This is a genomic window from Aquabacter sediminis (genome assembly GCF_028863665.1).
Lineage (GTDB): Bacteria > Pseudomonadota > Alphaproteobacteria > Rhizobiales > Xanthobacteraceae > L1I39.
This window is the reverse complement of the sequence record NZ_JARBFX010000004.1, coordinates 230,090-252,457: the sequence shown is the minus strand read 5'-3', so window position 1 is coordinate 252,457 and position 22,368 is coordinate 230,090. Positions and strand designations below refer to the sequence as shown.

The 22,368-nt window shown below is 66.3% G+C and carries 15 protein-coding genes; 11 read left to right on the top strand and 4 right to left on the bottom strand.

From position 1 onward, the window contains the following. The first annotated feature begins 35 nt into the window (after window positions 1-35). Window positions 36-1,268 (top strand): cell wall hydrolase, encoded by a 1,233-nt coding sequence (locus PV781_RS09535; protein WP_274775393.1) that lies wholly within the window; start codon window positions 36-38, stop codon window positions 1,266-1,268. Window positions 1,269-1,381: 113 nt separating this feature from the next. Next, a complete protein-coding gene (locus tag PV781_RS09530) occupies window positions 1,382-4,567 on the top strand; it encodes an autotransporter domain-containing protein (RefSeq protein WP_274775392.1) in 3,186 nt (1,061 codons plus the stop codon). Window positions 4,568-4,692: 125 nt separating this feature from the next. On the opposite strand, the gene PV781_RS09525 is transcribed toward PV781_RS09530, so the two are convergent. Continuing rightward, window positions 4,693-6,972 carry an NADP-dependent malic enzyme gene (locus tag PV781_RS09525; protein ID WP_274706729.1) on the bottom strand — a complete coding sequence of 760 codons (2,280 nt, stop codon included), beginning with the start codon at window positions 6,970-6,972 and terminating at the stop codon, window positions 4,693-4,695. A 322-nt stretch (window positions 6,973-7,294) separates the two neighbouring features. Between PV781_RS09525 and PV781_RS09520 the strand changes: the two genes are divergently transcribed. Beyond that, window positions 7,295-9,289: an AsmA family protein gene (locus tag PV781_RS09520; RefSeq protein ID WP_274775391.1), complete on the top strand. Its 1,995-nt coding sequence runs from the start codon at window positions 7,295-7,297 to the stop codon at window positions 9,287-9,289. 234 nt (window positions 9,290-9,523) lie between these two features. On the opposite strand, the gene aspS is transcribed toward PV781_RS09520, so the two are convergent. Then, window positions 9,524-11,296, bottom strand: coding sequence for an aspartate--tRNA ligase (gene aspS, locus PV781_RS09515; RefSeq protein ID WP_274775390.1), 1,773 nt, complete (start codon window positions 11,294-11,296; stop codon window positions 9,524-9,526). Between the two features lie 330 nt (window positions 11,297-11,626). Here aspS and PV781_RS09510 point away from each other — a divergent pair, with 330 nt between their 5' ends. Beyond that, window positions 11,627-13,858, top strand: a complete 2,232-nt coding sequence (locus tag PV781_RS09510; protein WP_274775389.1) for a bifunctional diguanylate cyclase/phosphodiesterase — start codon at window positions 11,627-11,629, stop codon at window positions 13,856-13,858. Window positions 13,859-13,914: 56 nt separating this feature from the next. Then, window positions 13,915-15,078, top strand: coding sequence for a ribonuclease D (gene rnd / locus PV781_RS09505; protein WP_274775388.1), 1,164 nt, complete (start codon window positions 13,915-13,917; stop codon window positions 15,076-15,078). A 267-nt stretch (window positions 15,079-15,345) separates the two neighbouring features. On the opposite strand, the gene PV781_RS09500 is transcribed toward rnd, so the two are convergent. Beyond that, window positions 15,346-15,522, bottom strand: coding sequence for a hypothetical protein (locus PV781_RS09500; RefSeq protein ID WP_274775387.1), 177 nt, complete (start codon window positions 15,520-15,522; stop codon window positions 15,346-15,348). 76 nt (window positions 15,523-15,598) lie between these two features. Continuing rightward, window positions 15,599-16,390 carry an enoyl-CoA hydratase/isomerase family protein gene (locus tag PV781_RS09495; RefSeq protein WP_274775386.1) on the bottom strand — a complete coding sequence of 264 codons (792 nt, stop codon included), beginning with the start codon at window positions 16,388-16,390 and terminating at the stop codon, window positions 15,599-15,601. Between the two features lie 199 nt (window positions 16,391-16,589). On the opposite strand from PV781_RS09495, the gene PV781_RS09490 reads away from it, so the two are divergent. The 6 genes from PV781_RS09490 to PV781_RS09465 all read left to right on the top strand — a co-directional run bounded on the left by PV781_RS09490 (window position 16,590) and on the right by PV781_RS09465 (window position 22,327). Next, window positions 16,590-17,519, top strand: coding sequence for an NAD(P)H-dependent flavin oxidoreductase (locus PV781_RS09490; RefSeq protein ID WP_274775385.1), 930 nt, complete (start codon window positions 16,590-16,592; stop codon window positions 17,517-17,519). A gap of 173 nt (window positions 17,520-17,692) precedes the next feature. Beyond that, window positions 17,693-18,004: a DUF2849 domain-containing protein gene (locus PV781_RS09485; RefSeq protein ID WP_274775384.1), complete on the top strand. Its 312-nt coding sequence runs from the start codon at window positions 17,693-17,695 to the stop codon at window positions 18,002-18,004. A 22-nt stretch (window positions 18,005-18,026) separates the two neighbouring features. Next, window positions 18,027-19,679, top strand: coding sequence for a nitrite/sulfite reductase (locus tag PV781_RS09480; protein WP_274775383.1), 1,653 nt, complete (start codon window positions 18,027-18,029; stop codon window positions 19,677-19,679). Then, on the top strand, window positions 19,666-20,157 hold the full coding sequence (locus PV781_RS09475) for a DUF934 domain-containing protein (protein ID WP_274775382.1): 492 nt from the start codon (window positions 19,666-19,668) through the stop codon (window positions 20,155-20,157). Before PV781_RS09480 ends, PV781_RS09475 begins: the two co-directional genes overlap by 14 nt. An 11-nt stretch (window positions 20,158-20,168) precedes the next feature. Further along, entirely contained in the window at window positions 20,169-20,897 is a 729-nt protein-coding gene (locus PV781_RS09470; RefSeq protein WP_274775381.1) for a phosphoadenylyl-sulfate reductase, read from the top strand. A 404-nt stretch (window positions 20,898-21,301) separates the two neighbouring features. Beyond that, window positions 21,302-22,327 carry a sulfate ABC transporter substrate-binding protein gene (locus tag PV781_RS09465; RefSeq protein ID WP_274775380.1) on the top strand — a complete coding sequence of 342 codons (1,026 nt, stop codon included), beginning with the start codon at window positions 21,302-21,304 and terminating at the stop codon, window positions 22,325-22,327. Window positions 22,328-22,368 lie beyond the last annotated feature (41 nt).

The following is a 22,368-nucleotide window of genomic DNA, read 5'->3' as shown; positions in this document are numbered from 1 at the left end:
GGCAAGGGGCGCCCTGGCGATCGAGGACGATGGTCATGCCGGCTCCTGCTGCTCCGCGCAGATCCGCCCGCCTGCTCACGCCGGCCGCGTGCGCGCTGGCTCTTTGCCTGTCGCCCGCCCCGGGCCATGCGCAAAGCCTGCCGTCCGACGCCTTCCTCTCCCGCTCGGCTGCGGACCGGGCCCAGCCGGGTCTCCTGGCCGGCCCCATGCGGGCATTGCGCGTCGCCACACTTGAATGGCAGGATCTGCCAGCTTCCATCGCGGACAGCGCCGCCGGCGCGTCGGCGGAGGCCTTTCCTCCCCCTCTGGTGCTGGGGACCCTCACCAAGGGGAGCGAGGGCGGCCCCGCGCCGGACCCGATGGGACCGGACCTGCTGGCACCGGAAATCACCGCCCCGGCTCTCTCCGGGGAAGCTGCGGCGGACCTGTTCGGTCCTGAACCGGCGGCCGGCTTGGCCTATCTGGAACTGGCACTCGATACGCTGCTCACCTTGCCGGGCCTGGTGGACGATGCGGCCGAAGATCCGCTGGCCCTCTCCGAAGGCGAGTTGGCAGCGCCCGCGGGCCCGGAGGTCGCTGGCCTTGAGGCCACCCCGCCTGCCGGGGCAGATGATGACCGGACCGAGGCCAGCACCGACAGCAGCGCTCCCAGTGACGCCGAGGCGCAGCTGGCCGCCCTGATGGATTCCTGGGGCGCCGACCAGCCGGTCCAGCGGGATGCAAGCCTCATCTTCGGGCGCGATACCCGCCTGTTTCCCGCCCTCACCTTCCAGCATGCGGAGGACGGCACGGAGGGCGAAGAGCCCGCCATGCCCAGCATCGTCACGCCCGCCATCCGGCTCTCCTTGATGGGCGCGGAGCGCGCGCAGGCCGAGAAGTGCCTGGCCGAGGCCATCTATTACGAAAGTCGTGGCGAACCCAAGCGCGGGCAGATCGCGGTGGCGCAGGTGATCATGAACCGCGTCTTCTCCGGCTATTACCCGGCGGACGTCTGCAAGACCGTCTACCAGAACGCCCACCGCCACCTCGCCTGCCAGTTCACCTTCGCCTGCGACGATGTCCCGGACGTGATCCGCGAGCCCGACATGTGGGTCCAGGCCAAACAGATCTCCGCCGACATGCTGGACGGAAAATTGTGGCTGCCCAGCGTGGGAAGAGCCACCCATTACCACGCCTATTGGGTACACCCCCGCTGGGTGCGTGAGATGAGAAAGCTGGACAAGATCGGCGTTCACACCTTTTATCGGCCACAACGATGGGGCAGCTGACCGAAATTGCAGCCACTCTCACAGCAATATTTCGTTTTATTTCATTGACCAAGCTCAGGGTGATTTCTAGCCTCCGCGCACTTTGCTGTGTGGGGGACATCTTGAAGCTTGGCTTGACCGTTTTTTCGCTGGCCCTCCTGTCCTCCACGGCGCTCGCCTCCGGAGCGGATCTTCAATACACGTCCATCTGGTCGGTGGGAGACAGCCTGAGCGATACCGGCCGCACCTACCACTATCTCAAACGTTTCGCACCCAGTCGCTACGTGGCCCCCAAGGGGCCGAACTACGATGACGGCCGGTTCTCCAACGGCCGCGTTTGGCTGGAATACCTCGCCGCGAACGAGGGCCTGCCCTACGTGGCAGACCACAATCTGTCCTGGGGCGGAGCGGTCACCGGAACGGCCTATCGGCAAAGCGTTCAGACCTTTGTCACGCATCTGGAAGCTCAGGTGGACCAGTTCGCCAACGGCCTCACCAAGACGACTGGCTGGCTGAACCCCACGCTCAGTCCCGCCTCCCAGTATGGCGCGCATCCCCTGGTCACGCTCTGGATCGGCGGCAACAATTTCCGGCAACCCTATGTGGATGCCGATGCCTTCGACACGTTTCCAAGCCTCCTCGGCCTGACGGCGGAACAGCTCCGCTCGCCCACTTTCCAGCGCGACCTCATCCTCAAGAACATCCCGGCCGACCTCACCAAGATGAATGCGGCGTTCCAGGCCCGGCGGGACGTGGCGGAGAATGGCGTCACATACATGGTCCTGACGCTGCCGGACGCGTCCACCTCGCCCAAGTTCAAGACCCTGGCACCCGACGACAAGGCCGCCTTGAGCGATGCCATTACCAGCATGAACCGGTCGCTGAAGGAAAGCATGTACGCTCTTGGAACCAGTTTTGCGGCAGGCAACGCCCTCACCCGCATGGTGGTGGTCGATGCGGCCGCCCTGTTCAAGGAAATCCAGTCAAACCCCGCAGCCTACGGCTTCACCGACGTTCAGAACAATTGCGTGGATTCGGAAACCGGCAACTTCGTCAATGGCTGCTCGAAGACCGCAGCCGAGACCTTCCTGTTCTGGGACCAGTTCCACCCCACCACGGCGGGCCACGCCATCATCGCCGCGTTCGCCATGAACTCCGACCGGCTCGACTATGGCGCGCCGGTCACCCTGACCATGCCGCACGTGGCCAATATCGACGTGCGCGATGAAACCTATGCCGGCGTGATCGGCGGCACCGGTTCCCTCATCAAGCAGGGTGAGGCCACGCTCACACTCGCAGGCCTCAACACCTATCAGGGCGGCACACGGGTGGATGAAGGCCTGGTGCGCATTTCCACGGATGACAATCTGGGCGCTCGGTCTGGCCTCCTGACCCTGCGCGGCGGCGGCATCTCGGCGAGCGGGAGTTTCCAGATGACCCGCAACATCGCGATCGGCGAGGCAGGGGGCACCTTCCATACGGATGCTGGCGCGCTCCTCACCCTCACCGGCAATACCGTGTCCGGCGACGGCAACCTCACCAAGACCGGCGCCGGAACCTTGGACATCCGCTCGACCATGGACACCTCCGCCAATGGCCAGAGCGAGGCCGTGAAAGGACAAGGCCGGCAGCTCACCACGCTGGCGGGCGGCACGCTCAAGATCAACAGTGCCACGCCCTTCGTGACATATCGGCTGGAAACCCTGCCCGACACGGTTCTCGGCGGCTCCGGGACCATCGTGACCGGCCGCATGGACCAGGGCGGCGGCATCGTCGCAGCCGGCCTGATCGCGCCCGGCAATTCCATCGGCACCCTCACCATCAACGGTGACCTGACGCTGACCGATAATTCCGTCTACCATCTGGAGGTGGACCCGACGCGCGCGGACCAATTGGTGGTCACGGGCGCGCTCGCCCTCGACGGCACCGTCCGCATCGTCACCGACCCCACCGACAAGCTGATCAACCAGACCCTCACCTTCGTCACCTCCACCGGCACCATGGCCGGCACCTATGATGAGGTGGTCGACCTTTCGCCCTTCCTGTCCCAGACGCTCCACTATGCCGGCAACGGGGTGTCGGTGACCTTCGCCCGGGACTTCGCGGCCCCGGCGACGACGGCCAATCAGAAAGCAGTCGCCTCGGCGCTGAACGCCGCCTACCGCCCCACGAGCCAAGGGGACCTCGACAACGTCTTCTACGGGCTCGACACCACCGACACGGTCTCTGCTGGTGCCAATGCACTCGACCAGTTGTCCGGCGTGTCCATCGGCAATCTTTTGACGGCAAGCGCCATCCAGCAGGGCCAGTTCACCCGTGCCCTGGAGGATCGCATTTCTGCCCGCCGCGCGGGACGGGACGCGGGCGGCCTGCCGGCCGCCGCCACGGGCATGCTGACGGTTTCAGGCTCCGACGCCTCAGGGCTTGGGGGCGCGCTGGCCGCTGCGACCGGCACCTTGCAAGATGCGGATGTGGCCAGGCCGGGACGGGCAGGCGATGAGGACGGCGTTTCGGCCTGGGCGCGGGTGCTGGGCGGGCCCGGCAGCATTGGTGGTCCGGGCAGCTTCGACATGACCGGCGTGGGCGTGATGCTGGGGATGGACAAGGGCTTTGGCTCCGGTCTCGCCGGTATCAGTTTCGCCTATGGCAGCCTCAACATGCAGGGCGCCAACACCGCCAATGGGAGCGCGGACACCTATCAGGTCTCGCTTTATGGCGCGCTCCAGTCCGGCAACCTGTTCCTCGATGCCACGGCCTCCTATGCGCATGCGGACTATTCCACCACGCGCGCACTGTCCTTCGGCGCCCTGCAGCGGATGGCAACCGGTAGCGCGGATGGGGACAACCTCGCGGTTTCGTTGAAGGCGGGCGGCGTTTGGAGCGCGGGGGCCCTAACGTTCGAGCCGAGCCTCGGCTTCGACTGGTATCGCCTCACCCGAAGCGCATTCGCCGAATCCGGGGCCGGCGCTGCGGGCCTCGACGTCGCCTCGAAGACGCTGGACCTCATCCTGCCGTCCATCGGCGCGCGCCTGTCGAGCCGTCTCGACGCCGGTGCCTTCACCCTTACGCCGGAACTGAGCGCCCGCTATTACTACAATGCCGGAGACACGACGGTCGGCACCACGGCCAGCCTCATCGGCGCGCCAGGTGTGCCCTTTACGGTGACCGCCACCGGCCTTGGGCGAAATATCGGAGTTCTGGCCGCCGGCCTATCCGCGCAGCAGACCAGTAATCTGAGAATCTCGGCGCAATATGAACTGCAGGTGGCCGATGACCTCACGGCGCAGACGGTCTCCCTCGGCCTGCGCTACACATGGTGAGCGCGGAGGCGTTGCAGGAGACGGGGGCCTGAAACGCGAACGGCCCGGCATGAGCCGGGCCGTCGCATGTACCGCTCTCACATCCCCATAAGGGCGTGGCCTGAGCGACGGACCAAAGCCCTCGCTCAGAGCGTCCCTTGAGCCTCCGCCACCGCCACCGCCGTCATGTTGACGATGCCGCGGGCGGTGATGGAGGGCCCGAGAATGTGCGCCGGCTTGGCGGTGCCCATCAGGATGGGGCCCACCGGCAGGGCGTCGCCCAGCACCTTGATCATGTTGTAGGCAATGTCCGCCGCGTCGAGATCGGGCATCACCAGGACATTGGCAGGGCCGTCGAGGTTGGAAGCCGGGAAGGTGCGCTGGCGGATTTCATCCACCAGAGCGGTGTCCGCCTGCATCTCGCCATCCACCTGAAGGCCAGGGTCGCGCTCCAGGATGAGATCGAGCGCCGCGCGCACCCGCTTGGCGCTGGTGGTCTCGTGGCTGCCGAAGTTGGAATGCGACAGCAGCGCCACCCGCGGCTCGATGCCGAACCGGCGCACATGGGCGGCGGCAAGCACCGTCATTTCGGCGAGGTCCGCCGGGGTGGGCTCGGCCTGGATCTGGGTGTCGCAAATGAAGAAATTGCCCTTGGGCGTGATCAGCAGCGATAGGGCGGCCAGTTCGTTCACCCCCGGCGCGCGGCCGATGATGTCGCGCACATGGCGCAGGTGGCGCATGAAGCGGCCCTCAATGCCGCACAGCATGGCGTCCGCCTCGCCCTTGCGCACGGCCAGCGCCGAGATCACGGTCGCCGACGTGCGCACCAGCGTACGGGCCGCATCGGGCGTCACGCCCCGGCGGCCGGCAATCTCCACATAGGAGCGCACGAAGTCGCGATAGCGCGGATCATCCTCGGGATTGATCACGTCGAAATCGACGCCCGGTCGGATGGACAGGCCGAAGCGGTGCAGGCGGGTCTCCAGCACGCCGGGGCGCGCCACCAGGATCGGGCGGGCAATGCCCTCTTCCACCACGGCCTGTGCGGCGCGCAGCACGCGCTCGTCCTCGCCCTCCGCATAGATCACGCGCTTCTTTTCCAGCTTCGCCCGCTGGAACAGGGGACGCATGATGAAGCCGGAGCGGAACACGAACTGGTCCAGCTGGTCCACATAGGCTTCCAGGTCGGCGATGGGCCGCGTGGCGACGCCGGTATCCATGGCCGCCTTCGCCACCGCCGGCGCGATGCGCAGGATGAGGCGTGGATCGAAGGGCGAGGGAATGATGCTGTCCGGACCGAAAGCCCGGGTCTCGCCGCCATAGGCGCGAGCGACCACGTCGGAGGGCGTCTCACGGGCAAGCGCCGCGATGGCTTCCACCGCCGCCATCTTCATTTCCGCGTTGATGTCGGTGGCCCCGACATCCAATGCGCCCCGGAAGATGTAGGGGAAGCACAGGACGTTGTTGACCTGGTTCGGGAAGTCCGACCGGCCGGTGCAGATCATGGCGTCGGGGCGCACGGCGCGCGCTTCTTCCGGCATGATCTCGGGATTGGGATTGGCCAGCGCCAGGATCAGCGGCCGCTCGGCCATGCGGGCCACCATCTCCGGCTTCAGCACGCCGCCTGCGGACAGGCCAAGGAAGATGTGGGCGCCGTCAATGACCTCGCCCAGCGAACGGGCGTCGGTCTTCTGGGCATAGATGGACTTGTAGGGGTCCATGAGGGTCTCGCGGCCTTCATAGACCACGCCCTCGATGTCGCAGACCCAGATGTTCTCGCGCTTGGCACCGAGCGTCACCAGCAGGCCGAGGCAGGCGAGCGCCGCCGCGCCCGCACCGGAGACGACGATCTTGAGATCCTCGATCTTGCGGTTGCCGATCTCCAGCGCATTGCGCACGGCGGCGCCGACGATGATGGCGGTGCCATGCTGGTCGTCATGGAAGACCGGGATCTTCATGCGCTCGCGCAGGCGCCGCTCCACCTCGAAGCATTCAGGCGCCTTGATGTCTTCCAGGTTGATGCCGCCGAAAGTGGGCTCCAGCGCCGCCACCGTCTCCACCAGATGGTCGATCTCGGTGGCCGCCAGCTCGATGTCGAACACATCGATGCCCGCGAACTTCTTGAACAGCACCGCCTTGCCTTCCATGACCGGCTTGGAGGCGAGCGGGCCGATATTGCCGAGGCCGAGCACGGCAGTGCCATTGGACACCACCGCCACCAGATTGGCGCGGGTGGTCAGTTCGGCGGCCTGGAGCGGATCGGCCTTGATGGCCTCGCAAGCGGCGGCGACGCCGGGAGAATAAGCAAGCGCGAGGTCGCGCTGGTTGCCGAGCGGCTTGGTGGCCTGGATCTCCAGCTTACCGGGACGCGGCAGGCGGTGATAAATGAGTGCTCCCGACTTCAGATCGTCGGAAATGTTCGACATGTTGGACGCCATGTCCTCCCCCAACCTTATGCAGCCGTCGCGCGCGTGGACCTTTAAAGTGCGATCCGGCCGAGCGGGTGGCCCAGGCCGGCTTCACTCCGCCGGTTCGCACTCTAACCCGTTGTACAGAGACGCATTCCCCGCGCACGTCTTGATCTCCACCCGATTCACCGTGCGCGGAACCGGCTCTGGAAAAGGGCCGGCACGGTAGCCCCCGAAACGGGGGATGTCACGGGTGGAAGTTTGATTTTCCTGTCTTCGCGGGCATTGAGCTTTGCGGGCGGGAAAGGCACGGTGCCGACGACAGATGCAGGGACGGGACATGAAGAAGGTTTTGATCGGGATCGGTGCGGTGCTCCTGCTGGCGGGCGGCGCGTTTCTCGGCGTGGTCGCCTGGGGGAAGGCCCAAGCCAAAGCCCAGGTGGAGCAGACGTTCACCGCCCTGCGGCAGAGCGGGGCCACGGCGACCCATGGAGGGGTCGGCTTCGATCTGTTCTCCCGCACCCTTACCGTCTCGAACATCGCCATCCGGAGCGCGGATGGATCGAAGTCGATCGCCGTGGCCAGTCTCGTGGCGGGCGGTGTCTCCCCCGTGGTCTCCGGCCGCTTCTCGGCCGACAGCATCGCGTTGAATGCGCTCCAGGTGAGCCTGGACGAGCCGGCACTTCACCAGAAGTCGGTCTATGAGGCTCCGGTGGTCCATATTCGCGGCTTCGAAGGCCCGGCGACCGCGCTTGCGGTGCCCACCGGCGGAGACAAGCACGAGGCGGTGCGCTTCGGCCTTGCCCAGTTCGCGGCAACCACGGCGGCGCGCGTGGAGGTGCCGGACCTTGCGGCGCATATCACCACGATACCACCCAATGACCGCCCCCACACGCTCGATGCCACCTATCGCCTGCTTCTCGGCGAGGGGATCAAGGGCGGAAAAATCTCCACCCTCTCCTTCGACCGCATGTCCTTTGAGAATGTGGCCACCGGCCCCGGCCCCGACGAGCGCACCACAGGCCACCTCAGCAACTTCAACGCCTCCGAGATCGACACGGCCCCTGTCCTCGCCCTTGCCTCCACCGGAACTGCGGCAGGCACCGGCGGGGGATACCGGACCATCTATGGCCGCATCGCCGCCACCGGCTATTCGCTGACCCAGACGGACGGCCCCACCATGTCGGTCGGCTCCATCCTCGCCGAGGGGGTCGGCATCGACCCCGCCATCCTGTCCTTCAAGCGGATGGACGAGCTGACCGCTCTCACGCAGAACAGCCGCAGCCTGTCACACGACCAGAGCGCGCGCCTGTTCGACATTTCCGCGGACGTGCTGAAAGGCGCCGCGCTCGTGTCCGCGGAACTGAAGGACATCAAGGCGGGCGACGCGGAAAGCTCGGTCGAGCTGGCCTCGGTGGGGATGCGCAACTTCCGGAACGGCACCCTTGAAAGCTTCGCGCTCCGGGGCCTTCAGGGCAAGACTTCCGACGGGCAGCCGCTGAAGCTTGAGTCCCTGGTGCTGAAGGGCTTCAGCCTCACGCCCATCTTCGCCGTCTCGGCCAAGGCCATGCGCGAGGGCACCGAACCGTCCGTCGAGGCGGCGCTGGCCTTGCTGCAGGGGCTCAAGGGCATTGAGATTGCCGGCCTTTCCTATCCCGAGGAGCCCGGCCAGCCACCGGTCACGCTCCAGAAGCTGGACATGGCGTGGGGCGACTATGTGGGCATGCTTCCGGGGCGGTTCACGCTGAAGGTCTCCCGGCTCGGCGGCCCCATTTCGGAAGGCGACAGCGCGCCCTTCAGCTATCTGGCCAATGCCGGCATGAAGGTGGCCACGCTCGACCTCGATCTCGGCCTTGCCTATGATCGCAGTTCGAACACCCTCACCCTGGACCCCGCCCGCATCATGCTGGACAAGGCGGCGACGCTTTCCGCAAAGGCAATGCTTACCAACGTGCCGGCCAGCGCGTTCGAGGACCCGGTCACCCTGGTGGCCTCCGCGCCCGCCATCGCGCCCGGGCCCATGACCTTGACGCTCACGGACCATGGCCTCGTGGAGATGGCGGTGCGCGGACAGGCGCAGGCGACGGACCAGACGCCGGAGTCCTTCCGGGACGGCTTCATCGCGGAACTTACCAAGACCGCCGATCAGGCCGCGCCCGCCTTCCCGTCTGCGCCGGGCATTGCGGCGGCCATCGGCACATTCCTCAAGGATCCCGGCACCCTCACCGTCTCCGTCACGCCACGCGACGGCGCCCGGCTGATGGATGTGCTCGGCTCCGAACCCTTGTTGGCGCTGCAGAATTTCTCCATCACCGTCACGGCGACCAAGCCTTAGAGCCTGCGCCGCTCGGATGGCATCGCCATCTGGGCGGCTCACGCATTCTCTATCAATGAGTTAGCGTCGCCTTCGACCGCATCGGATCGGCCTGCGATGCCGTGCGGTCGGCAAATCCGTGTCATTTCGCGAAGACAGGGCGCCCGCCCGCAAGGCGGCCCAAGACCCCATAAACGAAATCGGCCGCCCAGCTCGGGCGGCCGTTTCATCTTGGGGGTGCGGCCGACAGGCCGCTCACTTCTGCGGCAGGTTGAGGCGGATGTGCAACTCGCGCAGCTGCTTGGGCGCCACCTCGGAGGGCGCGCCCATGAGCAGGTCCAGCGCCTGCTGGTTCATGGGGAAGAGCGAGATCTCGCGCAGGTTGGTGACGCCGCACAGCAGCATCACGATGCGGTCGATGCCCGCCGCCATGCCGCCATGGGGCGGCGCGCCATACTGGAACGCCCGGTACATGCCGCCGAACCGCTCCACCACGGTGGCCTCGTCATAGCCGGCCAGCTCGAACGCCTTCACCATGGCCTCGGGGCGATGGTTGCGGATGCCGCCGGAGGCGATCTCATAGCCGTTGCAGGCGATGTCGTACTGGAACGCCTTGATGGTGAGCGGATCCTGCGACTGCAGAGCCTCCAGCCCGCCCTGGGGCATGGAGAAGGGATTGTGGGAGAAGTCGATCTTCTTCTCCTCGTCCGACCACTCATAGAAGGGAAAGTCGACGATCCAGGCCAGCTCGTAGCGGTCGAGGTCAACCAGCTTCAGCTCCTCGCCCACCTTGGTGCGGGCAAGGCCGGCGAACTTGTAGAACTTGGACGGGTCGCCGGCCACGAAGAAAGCCGCATCGCCTTCCTTGAGACCCAGCTGCTCGCGGATGGCCGCCGTGCGTTCGGCACCGATATTGTTGGCGAGCGGGCCTGCGCCCTCTCCCCCCTCGCGCCACATGATGTAGCCAAGGCCCGGCTGGCCCTCGCCCTGCGCCCAGCTGTTCATGCGGTCGCAGAAGGCGCGGGAGCCGCCGGTGGGGCCGGGAATGGCCCAGACCTCGTTCTTGGGGTCTTCCAACAGGCGGGCGAAGACCTTGAAGTTGGAGCCGCGGAAGTGCTCCGAGACATTCTGCATGACCAGCGGGTTGCGCAGGTCCGGCTTGTCGGAGCCGTATTTGCGGAGGGCTTCCGCATAGGGAATGCGCGGCCAGTTCTGGGTCACCGGCTTGCCGTCGCCGAACTGCTCGAACACGCCGCGGATGACCGGCTCCACCGCCGCGAAGACGTCTTCCTGAGTGACGAAGCTCATTTCCAGGTCGAGCTGGTAGAACTCGCCCGGCAGGCGGTCGGCGCGGGGGTCCTCGTCGCGGAAGCAGGGGGCGATCTGGAAGTAGCGGTCGAAGCCGCTCATCATGATCAGCTGCTTGTACTGCTGGGGCGCCTGGGGCAGCGCGTAGAACTTGCCGGGATGGATGCGCGAGGGCACCAGGAAGTCGCGCGCGCCTTCCGGCGAAGAGGCGGTGAGGATGGGCGTCTGGAATTCGAAGAAGCCCTGGCCCTTCATCCGCTGGCGCAGGCTGTCAACGATCTGGCCGCGCTTCATGATGTTGCCGTGGATGCGCTCGCGGCGCAGGTCCAGGAAGCGGTAGCGCAGGCGGATGTCTTCCGGATAGTCCTGATCGCCGAACACCGGCAGCGGCAGTTCCGCCGCCGGACCGAGCACTTCCAGTTCGGTGGCATAGACTTCCACCTTGCCGGTGGGCAGGTCGGCGTTTTCCGTGCCCTCGGGGCGCAGGCGCACCTTGCCGTCGAACCGCACCACCCATTCCGCGCGCACCTTCTCGGCGGCGGCGAAGGCAGGGCTGTCGGGGTCGATAACCACCTGGGTCAGGCCGTAATGGTCCCGAAGGTCGATGAACAGCACGCCGCCATGATCACGGATGCGATGGCACCAGCCGGAGAGGCGGACGCTTTCGCCAACCTGGGCATCGGTGAGCGCGCCGCAGGTATGAGTGCGGTAGCGGTGCATGGGGCGGACCTTTCGGGCAAATCTCAAAACAAGCGCGCTCCGCCCCTCGCGAGGCCGGAACGCAGGCCGCGGAAGGTGCACGCGGGCCCAACCTTGTCAAGGGCGGCACGTGCACGGATGCAGGCACGGGCGCACCGAACGGAAGCTGGCGCGTGCGGACTGGAGCGTGGGAACATTCATCCGGTGTCGTCTAGGTGCCAGGGAGCAACCCGTGTAACGTGCCGGAAACACGCCCGTGTCATAAGGCGCCCGATGGACGTCCCGCCGGACCATTCCCCGACCGTGCCGCATCTCACTCGCCCACCGGCGCCGGGGCGTGCGAAAGGCGTGGTGTGGGTCGCCGTTCTGGGCGCTGTGTTCGCCCTCGCCGCACTGGCGACGGCGGCGGTCATGGTCCTGTCCCTGGAGCGCCACGCGGTGGCGGACCGGCAGCGCGAGATGGCCAATCTCGCCTTGACCCTGTCCGAGCAGACCGCCCGCGCCTTCGAGGCGCTGGAACTGGTTCAGCTGTCCGTGGTGGATTTCGTCGCCGCCGCCGGCGTGACCGACCGCGATGGGCTGGAGCGCGCCGTGTCCACCATGGGCATGCACCAGACGCTGCGGGAGAAGATCGACGCCCTGCCCTATGTGGATGCCGTCACCATCATCGACGAGAACGGCAAGCTGCTGAATTTCTCGCGCTACTGGCCGATTCCCCCGGTCAACATTTCCGACCGGGACTATTTCATCGCCCTGAAGTCCATGACCGGCCCGGACACCTTCATCTCCATCCCGGTGCCCAATCGCGGCACGGGCACCATGACCATTTATCTGGCCCGCCGCTTCACCGGGCCGGACGGGAAGTTCCTTGGCCTTGTCCTGGGCGCCATGGAGCAGGCGTATTTCGAGAACTTCTTCGGCGCCATCAATCTGGGGCAGGACGGCGCGATCCTGCTGGTGCGGGAGGACGGCGCCTATCTGGCCAGCTACCCCCATTCGGTCCCTCTGCCCGACGCGACCCAGACGCGACAGGAGCACGCGCGCGAAATCCTGGCGCGACCGGGCCCGAAAGTCGCGCCACCGGGGCTGTTTGACGCACGCGAACGCCTGGTGGCGGTGCACCCCTCCGAGCGTTATCCCATGGCGGTCATGGTGACCGACACGACGGCCGCCGTGAACCGTTCCGTGCGTCCGCAGGCCCTCGCCATTCTCACCGGCGCGGTGCTGTTGTGCCTGGTTATTGGCAGCTTGGTGGTGGTGGCCATCCGCTTCCTGCGCTCCCAGCACCGCTTTGCCGCCAGCGCCCACTATACGGCGCGCCACGATTCGCTGACCTGCCTGCCCAATCGTCTGCTTCTGGGGGAGCGGATCGAGGAGGCCCTGGAGGGGGGCGAAGCCCGTTTCCCCCTGGCGGTGCTGTTCCTGGACCTCGACTATTTCAAGTCCATCAACGACACCCTGGGGCACGCGGTGGGCGATGCGCTGCTCCAGGCGGTCGCCCGTCGCGTCGAAGGATGCGTGGGCGCCGATGCCACGGTGGCGCGGCTCGGCGGCGACGAATTCGCCATCCTGCAGCCGCGCACCGATGCGGATTGCGCCCTGGCCTTGGCCGAGCGGGTGCTCGCGGCCATCCGCGCGCCGTTCGTCGTGGAGCGGCACCGGGTGGTGGCCGGCGGCAGTATCGGCGTCGCCATCGCGCCCGACCATGGGCAGACCACCACCGACCTGCTCAAGAATGCCGACCTCGCCCTTTACCGCGCCAAGGGCGACGGTCGCGGTCAGGCGCGGGTGTTCCACCGGGAGATGGAGCGCAACGCACTCACCCGGCGGACCCTGGAACTGGACCTGGACGCGGCCTGGCGGGAAGGCCTGTTCTGTCTCCAATACCAGCCCATCTACGCCATCGGCGATCTGCGCCTGGTGGGTTTCGAGGCCCTGCTGCGCTGGCGCCACCCCAGCCGGGGCCTCGTCAGTCCCGGCAGCTTCATGGCCGTGATGGAGGAGACGGGACTGATCATTCCGGTAGGGGCGTGGGTGCTGGAGCAGGCCTGCCGGGCTGCCACGCAATGGCCTGAGGGTGTGCGGGTGAGCGTCAACCTCTCGCCAATCCAGTTCCGCGGCCATCTGGCCACCCAGCAGGTGTCCAACGCGCTTCGCCAATCCGGCCTTTCGCCCCACCGGCTGGAGGTTGAGATCACCGAAACCGCCCTGCTCGATGAAAGCGATGCCGCCGAGACCGCGTTCGAGAGCTTTCGCGCCCAGGGCATTTGCGTGGCGCTGGACGATTTCGGAACCGGCTATTCCTCCATGTCCTATTTGCGCCGGCTGACCTTCAGCCGAATCAAGATCGACCAAACTTTCCTGGAAGGTCTTGAGGAAGGCGGCCAAGGGCTTGCCATCGTGCGGGCGATGATCGGGCTCGCACAGGCGCTGAAGGTGGAAATCACCGCCGAGGGGGTGGAGCGGCAGGGACAGCTGGAAATCCTGCGGGCAGAAGGCTGCACGCATGTCCAAGGCTTCCTCCTCGGCCGCCCGATGGGAGAAGAAGAGGCTGCGGCCCTCGCCGCGCGCATGGCTCGTTGACGATCACAGCAATCTGGCTCTTTCGCGGCAGCATCAAGGTCCGTTATGTTGCCCTCATGGAGCTGATCACGACCTCTGAAGCCCTTGCCGCCGCCTGCGAGCGTTTCGCCCGCCACGATTTCGTCACCGTCGACACGGAATTCCTGCGCGAGACGACCTTCTGGCCGAAGCTCTGCGTGGTGCAGATTGCGTCCCCCGACGAAGCCATCGTGGTCGATGCGCTCGCGGAGGGCATGGACCTCTCCCCCTTCTTCACCCTCATGGCCAATGAACGGGTGATGAAGGCCTTCCATGCGGGACGGCAGGACATCGAGATCATCTGGCACCTGGCCGGCATCATCCCCCATCCGGTGTTTGACACCCAGGTGGCGGCCATGGTGCTCGGCTATGGCGACAGCATTTCATACGATCAGCTGGTGCAGCGCATCTGCGGGCACGCCCTGGACAAGTCCTCGCGCTTCACCGACTGGTCGCGGCGGCCCCTCTCGCAGGCGCAGCTGGCCTATGCCGCGGCGGATGTGACGCACCTGCGCGAAGTGTACCTGACCCTGCTCAGGGATCTTGAAGCGCGCGGTCGCGCCGAATGGGTGGGGGAGGAGATGCATGTGCTCACCTCGCCCGAGACCTACCGGCAGGAGCCCGAGACCGCCTGGGAACGGCTCAAGTCGCGGGTGCGCAAGCCGCGCGAGCTTGCGGTCCTCATCGAAGTGGCCGCCTGGCGCGAACGGGAGGCCCAGACCCGGGACCTTCCGCGCGGGCGGATCATCAAGGACGAGGTCATCGGCGAGATCGCCACCCAGCAGCCCCAGACACCGGAGAAGCTGGCGGAACTGCGCTCCCTGCCCAAGGGGTTCGAGCGTTCGCGCTATGGCGAGGCCGTGCTTGAGGCGGTGAAGCGGGGCATCGCCCGCGATCCCCGCACCTTGCCCCGGATCGAGCGGGACAAGCCCTTGCCCAACGGCGCCTCCGCCACGGTGGAGTTGCTGAAGGTTCTGCTGCGCATGACGGCGGAACAGAATGCGGTGGCCGCCAAGGTCATCGCCACCACGGACGACCTGGAGCGGATCGCGGTAGACGATGAGGCCCCTGTTCCCGCCATGCGGGGTTGGCGCCGCGAACTGTTTGGGGAACGGGCGCTCGCATTGAAGGCCGGACGTCTCGCCCTGGCCGTGGAGCGCGGCCGCGTGGTGGCCGTGGAGCGCGAGAAGGTGGACGCCTGACGCGGACGCCAGCGGCCCCGGCCAGCGCGCAAGACCCGCGGGACCTAGTCACAGCGAGGCGGGAACCGGCTCGCGTGAAGCAATGGCCTTGAAACGAAGACGTGGGAACGCGATCCGGGCGAATGGCGCCGCAATGCCATTCCATCCTCTTGGTCTTGCGCCTTCCCGCGTCTGGGACTGAGGCCCTTCACCCCTGCCCCGCCGTTGCGGCACGTGACGCGTGCGCCCACCACCGGCCATTGGACTGCCAGCGATCCGCGACAGGCCTCAATGAGGGCCGGTAAACAGGATGGCCGCGACGATGATCCCGTAGGCCATCGAAAACAGCATCCAATCCCGCCAGGACTGGGCGACGCGGCTGGCCGCCGCGGTCGTGCAGGCAGCCGTGCCCACGGTCCCGAGGGAGCGGCGGGGAAGCAGCACATCCGAAGCGCGACGAGACATTCCACATCTCCAATGGAGTTTGTGGAGCGATATTCCAATTCTACGTGTTTATTGTCAATATAACATAAAAATTATGTTATATACCCTCGAACCGCGCCGGCCGCTTCTGCACGAAGGCCGCGGCGCCTTCCGCGAAATCGGCGGTTCCCGCACAGGAGAGGAATGACTGGCGCTCCGCTTCCAACTGCTCCGGTAAACTGTGCTGGAGCGAACCCCGCAACAGGGCCTTGATCTTGCCGTAAGCGTGCGTCGGCCCCTCAGCCAGGCGGGCGACAAGGGCCTCCACCTCGGACGCCAAACGGTCCTGCGGCACCACTTTATTCACCAGACCAAGGCGCAGCGCCTCGGTTGCGTCGATGACGTCGGACAGGAGCGCCATCTCCATGGCCCGGCGCAAACCGACCACCCGGGGCAGGCTCCAGGAGGCGCCGCCATCGGGGCTGGTGCCGATGCGGCTATAGGCCAGCGTGAACTTGGCGTCCTCCGCCGCAATGGCAAGGTCCGCCGCCAAGGCCACGCTCAGGCCGGCACCCGCCACCGGACCATGCAGGGCCGCGACCACCGGCGCCCGAAGCGTCGTGAGCTGTGTCATGGCGCTGTGGAAGGGACCAATGATGGAATCCACCACGGAGGGGGCATCCGCGCCCGCCGCATGGAAGCGCCCCACATCGCCCCCCGCAAGGAACCCCCGCCCCTCTCCCGAGAGCACGACGACGCGAACGGTGCCATCATCGGCCACGCGCGCCACGGCGTCGGCGAAGGCCAGGATCATGCGCTCGTCGAGGGCGTTGAGAACCTGCGGGCGATTGAAGCGGATGCGTGCGACGCCGCCGTCCTTTTGAAACAGAATGGGTTCGGCGTCCGACATGCAATCCTCCCGGCTGACTGGCGCGCCTGGCGCCATTTGCCGGGGAGGCTGCACCATGGCCCACAAACCGGCAAGGCCCGGCAGGGTCCTCCAGACCTGCCGGCGCCCGCGTCGGCACGCCGCAGGCCATGGGTCCGCCTTGCCAAGCCCCCTGCGCACAGCCAAGGTCGCTGTAACAATGACTGGAGGACACCCGCCCATGCCTTTGCCGGCTCAGCTCGAAGGCCGCCTGAAAGCCCCCATCGTCGCCGCCCCCATGTTCCTGGTCTCCAACCCGGACCTGGTGGTGGAAACCTGCCGCAGCGGGCTTCTGGGGACCTTTCCGGCCCTGAACCAGCGCAGCACCGAGGGCTATGCCGCTTGGCTCGACGAGATCAATGGACGGCTCGCCGACACGCCGGATGCCGCCCCCTTCGGGGTCAATCTCATCGTTCACCGCTCGAACACGCGACTGGAAGCAGATCTGAAGGTGACGGTGAACCGCAAGGTGCCCCTCGTCATCACTTCGCTCGGGGCGGTGCCGGACGTGGTGAAGGCCATCCATTCCTATGGCGGACTCGTGTTTCACGATGTCATCAACCGGCGCCACGCCGAAAAGGCGGTCGAGGCGGGAGTCGACGGCATCATCGCGGTCTGCGCGGGTGCCGGAGGACATGCGGGCACGCTCAGCCCGTTCGCCCTGGTGCCGGAAATCCGCTCCATGTTCTCCGGCACAATCCTCCTGTCCGGCGCCATGTCGACCGGCGCCCATGTGGCCGCCGCGCGCCTGCTGGGGGCGGATCTGGCCTATCTGGGCACGCGCTTCATCGCCACACGCGAGAGCGCGGCCCCGGATGCCTACAAGACCATGCTCATGGAGGCCCGCGCGGCCGACATCCTCTACACCCCCGCCATTTCCGGCGTGAATGCGAACTTCCTGACGCCATCCATCCTGGCCGCGGGGCTTGACCCCAATGCCCTCCCCGATCACGCGACCCTCGATCTGAACCACGAGGCGCGAGCGTGGAAAAACGTCTGGTCCGCCGGGCAGGGCGTGGGATCGGTCCTTGATGCCCCGCCCGCCGCGGAGCTGTGCCAGCGCCTCATCACCGAATTCAACGCCGCGCGAGAGGCTGCCGCGCGCTTGTGAAACAACGGGTCTGAGCCGCACGCCCAAATCGAGCGGCTCTTTTTTCGTCTTCATTTAACATAACTTTTTTGTTCTTTTTGCCATTGAACAGGAGAATGAATTATTCTACCTTTCATCAAGACATGATCAATTAAATCACGTTTTTTTAACGTGATTAATATGGAAATCCGACCATGACGTCCCCGCTCCAGCAGAAGCTGAAGATCACCGGTCCCACTGTGATCACAGCCAACCGGCTTACCGACGGCGTGGTGGTCTGGCTGACGGAGGACCATGTCTGGTCGACGCGCCTTGCCGACGCCGCCGTGGTGACCACGTCCGAGGCGGCGCTTGGACTTCTGAACGTTGCCAATGCCGATGAGAACACTGCCGTGGGCGCCTATCCCGCCCGCGTCGCGGCGGAGGGCAGCGAAGTGCACCCGGTCAATCTGCGGGAGCGCATCCGCGTCGCCGGCCCCACCGTCGCCTTTTCACAGTCCGCCTGAGCCGCGGGACCGGAACTTCATCATGTATGTCTATGACGAATTCGACCGCGCCTTCCTTCAGGACCGGGTCCGCGAGTTCCGCGACCAGGTGGAACGCCGCCTGTCCGGCGCGCTCAATGAGGAGGAGTTCAAGCCGCTCCGTCTCATGAACGGCGTCTATCTCCAGCTTCACGCCTACATGTTGCGGGTCGCCATTCCCTACGGCACCTTGTCGTCGGACCAGATGCGGGCGCTCGCCCATGTGGCCCGCACCTATGACCGGGGCTATGGCCACTTCACCACCCGGCAGAACATCCAGTTCAACTGGATCAAGCTCAATGAGCTGCCCGATGCCATGGATGACCTGGCCAAGGCCGGCATGCATGGTCTCCAGACCTCCGGCAATTGCATCCGCAACACCACCACAGACCCATGGGCGGGGGCGACGGTGGAGGAGATCGAGGATCCGCGCCTCTATGCGGAAGTGATCCGCCAGTGGTCGACCCTGCACCCGGAATTCACCTACCTGCCCCGCAAGTTCAAGATTGCCATCACCGCCGCCAAGCATGACCGCGCCGCCATCCGCGTGCACGACATCGGCTTGCGGCTGCATAAGCGGGACGGCCAGGCCGGCTTTGAGGTGATCGTGGGCGGCGGGTTGGGACGCACGCCCTTCATCGGCAAGACCATCCGCGACTTCCTGCCCAAGGAAGACCTGCTCTCCTATCTGGAGGCGATCCTGCGGGTGTATAATTCCGGTGGCCGGCGCGACAACATCTACAAGGCCCGCATCAAGATCCAGGTCCATGAGGTGGGGACGGAGGACTTCTCCCGCCGCGTGGAAGACGAGTGGGCGCAAATCCGCGACGGCGCCTTGCGGCTCGACGAGGCGGCCCTCGACACCATCCGCGACCGCTTCCGCACCCCCGAGTTCGAGCCTCTCGCCGACGGCCCTGCCGCCCTTGAGGCCGCGAAGGCGGACCCCGACTTCCTGCGCTGGTACGAGAACGCGATCACCGCCCACAAGGTGCCCGGCCATGCCATCGTCACGGTTTCGCTGAAGCCGGTGGGGGGGCCTCCCGGTGATGCCACGGCCGAGCAGATGGACGGCATTGCCGACCTTGCCGACCGCTTCGGCTATGGCGAGATCCGGGTCGCCCACGAGCAGAACCTGACGCTGCCCCATGTGCGCCAGAAGGACCTCCCCGAGCTGTGGCAGGCGCTGAAGGGCCTTGGCCTGGCGACCCCCAATGTGGGGCTCATCTCCGACATCATCGCCTGCCCGGGCTTGGACTATTGCTCGCTGGCCAATACCCGCTCCATTCCGCTCGCCCAGCGCCTGTCCGAGCGCTTCGCAGACGAGACGCGGGCGGCCGATATCGGCCGGATGCACATGAATATCTCGGGCTGCATCAATGCCTGCGGCCACCACCATGTGGGCCATATCGGCATTCTCGGCGTCGAGAAGAAGGACGAGGAATTCTACCAGATCACCCTCGGCGGCAAGGGCAACCACAAGGCCCGGCTCGGCGAGTTGCTCGGCCCGGCGGTGTCGGAGACCGAGGTGGTGGATGTGGTGGAGCGTCTCGTCGACACCTATCTGGAGCTGCGCTCCGGCCCGGCCGAACCGTTCATCTCGGTGGTTCAGCGCCTGGGCATCGAACCCTTCAAGGAGCGCGCCTATGCCTCTCGTTAAGAACGGGGCCGTGGTGCCCGATGCCTTCATGCGCGCTGATGCGGAGGGTCCCCTGCCCGACGGCCCGGTCATCGTGCCGCTCAGCCGGCTCCTGGCGGAACACGAGACGCTCATCGGCGGCAACCGCCCGGTGGGGGTTGCCGTTTCCAATGATGCCGACGTGACGACCCTTGCGCCGTTCATCGACGACCTGTCGGTGGTGGTGCTGAGCTTTCCCAAGTTCCGCGACGGCCGCGCCTACAGCCAGGCGCGCCTGCTGCGCGAGCGGCTGCGCTTTTCCGGCGAGCTGAGAGCCAGCGGCAACGTCCTGCGCGACCAGATCCTGCTGATGGCGCGATGTGGCTTCGATGCGTTCGAGATTACCAAGCCGTCGGACGTTGAGGCTTTCGCATCTGCGCTTGCCACTTATTCCGTCTTCTACCAGCCCACCGGGGACGGGCGCGCCACCGCGCTCGATCTGCGCCGGACCGCTCACTGAGGCCGACCGCAATGACCATCGCGCTCACCTCTATCCCAGATGGCGAAAGCCTGGCCGCGTCCGGCCCGCTGGCCGACGCGCTGGACGCGCGCCTGCGCGATGCCTCTCCCTTGGAAATCCTGGGCGCGGCGCGCAGCACCTTCGGCAATGACCTGGCGATTGTCTCCTCGTTCGGCACGGAATCCGCCGTGCTCCTGCACATGGCGGCGCAGGTGGACCGGACCATTCCGGTCATCTTCCTCGACACCGGCCACAACTTCCCGGAAACACTGGCCTACCGCGACACGCTGACCGCCCTTCTCGGCCTCACCGACGTGCGCTCGGTGGCACCGGATGAGCGGGCGCTGGCGGCGCGCGATCCCCAGACCAGCCTGTGGGCAGACGCACCGGATGCCTGCTGCGCCCTGCGCAAGACCGAGCCCCTCCAGCGGGCGCTCGCGCCGTTTTCGGCCTGGGTGAATGGACGCAAGCGCTTCCAGTCGGCCAGCCGCGCCACCATCCGCACGGTTGAAGCGGACGGCGCCCGTGTGAAGTTCAATCCGCTGGCGGCCCTGGGCGCGGCGGAAATCATCGGCTGGATGCGCGCCCACAATCTGCCCCAGCATCCTTTGAAGGCCCAGGGCTTCACGTCCATCGGCTGCATGCCCTGCACCAGCCGCGTTCAACCCGGTGAAGACCCGCGCGCCGGACGCTGGCGGGGCTCGTCCAAGACCGAGTGCGGCATCCACACCTCCTGGTGAACCCGGGTCCGCTGTTGCATCGGGCGGCCGTTACGACTGTGCGCGCCGCCTGACGACACACGGACGCCCCCTCCCAGTCCCGACATCGTCCTGCTGGCCGGTCCTGCCGGCCGCTCATGCCGCGCGCCCCGCGCGGCGCCTGACGCGCGTGACGGGCTCTCCAGCCTTATTCCGACCCCTTGTGCATCGACTGGCCGCCGATCCATCGCGATCGGACGCCGGTCCGCATCCGCTTGTGCTCAGCGCAGGGCCTCACGGGGATCAGACCTAATCCCTCGAATCTCATGTAAGTTTATTTTTATAGCATTTTAATGGAATTAATAATTGACCGCTTTGAGCGCGGCTGTCATCGTTGCGACCTGACCGCTCAAGCGCTCCACGCCTTGACACCACAGGAGATCCGCATGCCCGCCCGCATCCTCCAGCGGCTCGCCCGGACGGCCCTCGTGATCGGACTTTCGGCCGGACTTCTGGCTCCGACCGCGGCCCTGGCGGCAGAAACGACGCTGCTGAATGTGTCTTACGACCCCACCCGGGAATTCTATGTGGATGTGAACAAGGCCTTCGCGGCCCAGTGGGCGGCCGCTCATCCGGGCGACACGGTCACCATCCGCCAGTCCCATGGCGGCTCGGGCAAGCAGGCGCGCTCCGTGATCGACGGGCTCGCCGCGGATGTGGTGACTCTTGCGCTCGCCTACGACATCGACGCCATCGCGGAGCGCGGCCTCATCGCCGCCGACTGGCAGAAGCGCCTGCCCGACAATTCAGCCCCCTACACCTCCACCATCGTCTTCCTTGTGCGCAAGGGAAACCCCAAGAACATCAAGGACTGGGACGACCTGGTGAAGCCGGGCATCAAGGTGGTGACGCCAAACCCGAAGACCTCCGGCGGCGCACGCTGGAATTATCTGGCGGCCTGGGGCTATGCGTTGAAGAAGAACGGAGGTGACGAGGCGAAAGCCAAGGCCTTCGTCACCGCCCTCTTCAAGAACGCCCCGGTGCTGGACACGGGCGCGCGCGGCTCCACCGTCACCTTCGTGGAGCGCGGGATCGGCGATGTGCTCATCGCGTGGGAGAACGAAGCCTATCTGTCCGTCAACGAACTCGGGCCGGACAAGTTCGACATCGTCACCCCCTCCCTCTCCATCCTGGCCGAGCCGCCGGTGACGGTGGTGGATAAGGTGGTCGACAAGCGCGGCACCCGGGAGATTTCGGAGGCCTATCTCAAGTTCCTCTACACTCCCGAGGGCCAGGAACTGGCGGCCAAGCACTATTACCGCCCCCGCAACGAGGCTGTGGCCGCCAAGTTCAAGGACAAGTTCGCCCCGGTGGAACTCTTCACCATCGACCAGGTCTTCGGCGGCTGGACCAAGGCGCAGAAAACCCATTTCGGCGACGGCGGCGTCTTCGACCAGATCTACACGAACTGACAAGCCGCAAGGCGGACCCCGCCCCGGAAGGGCGGGGCCAT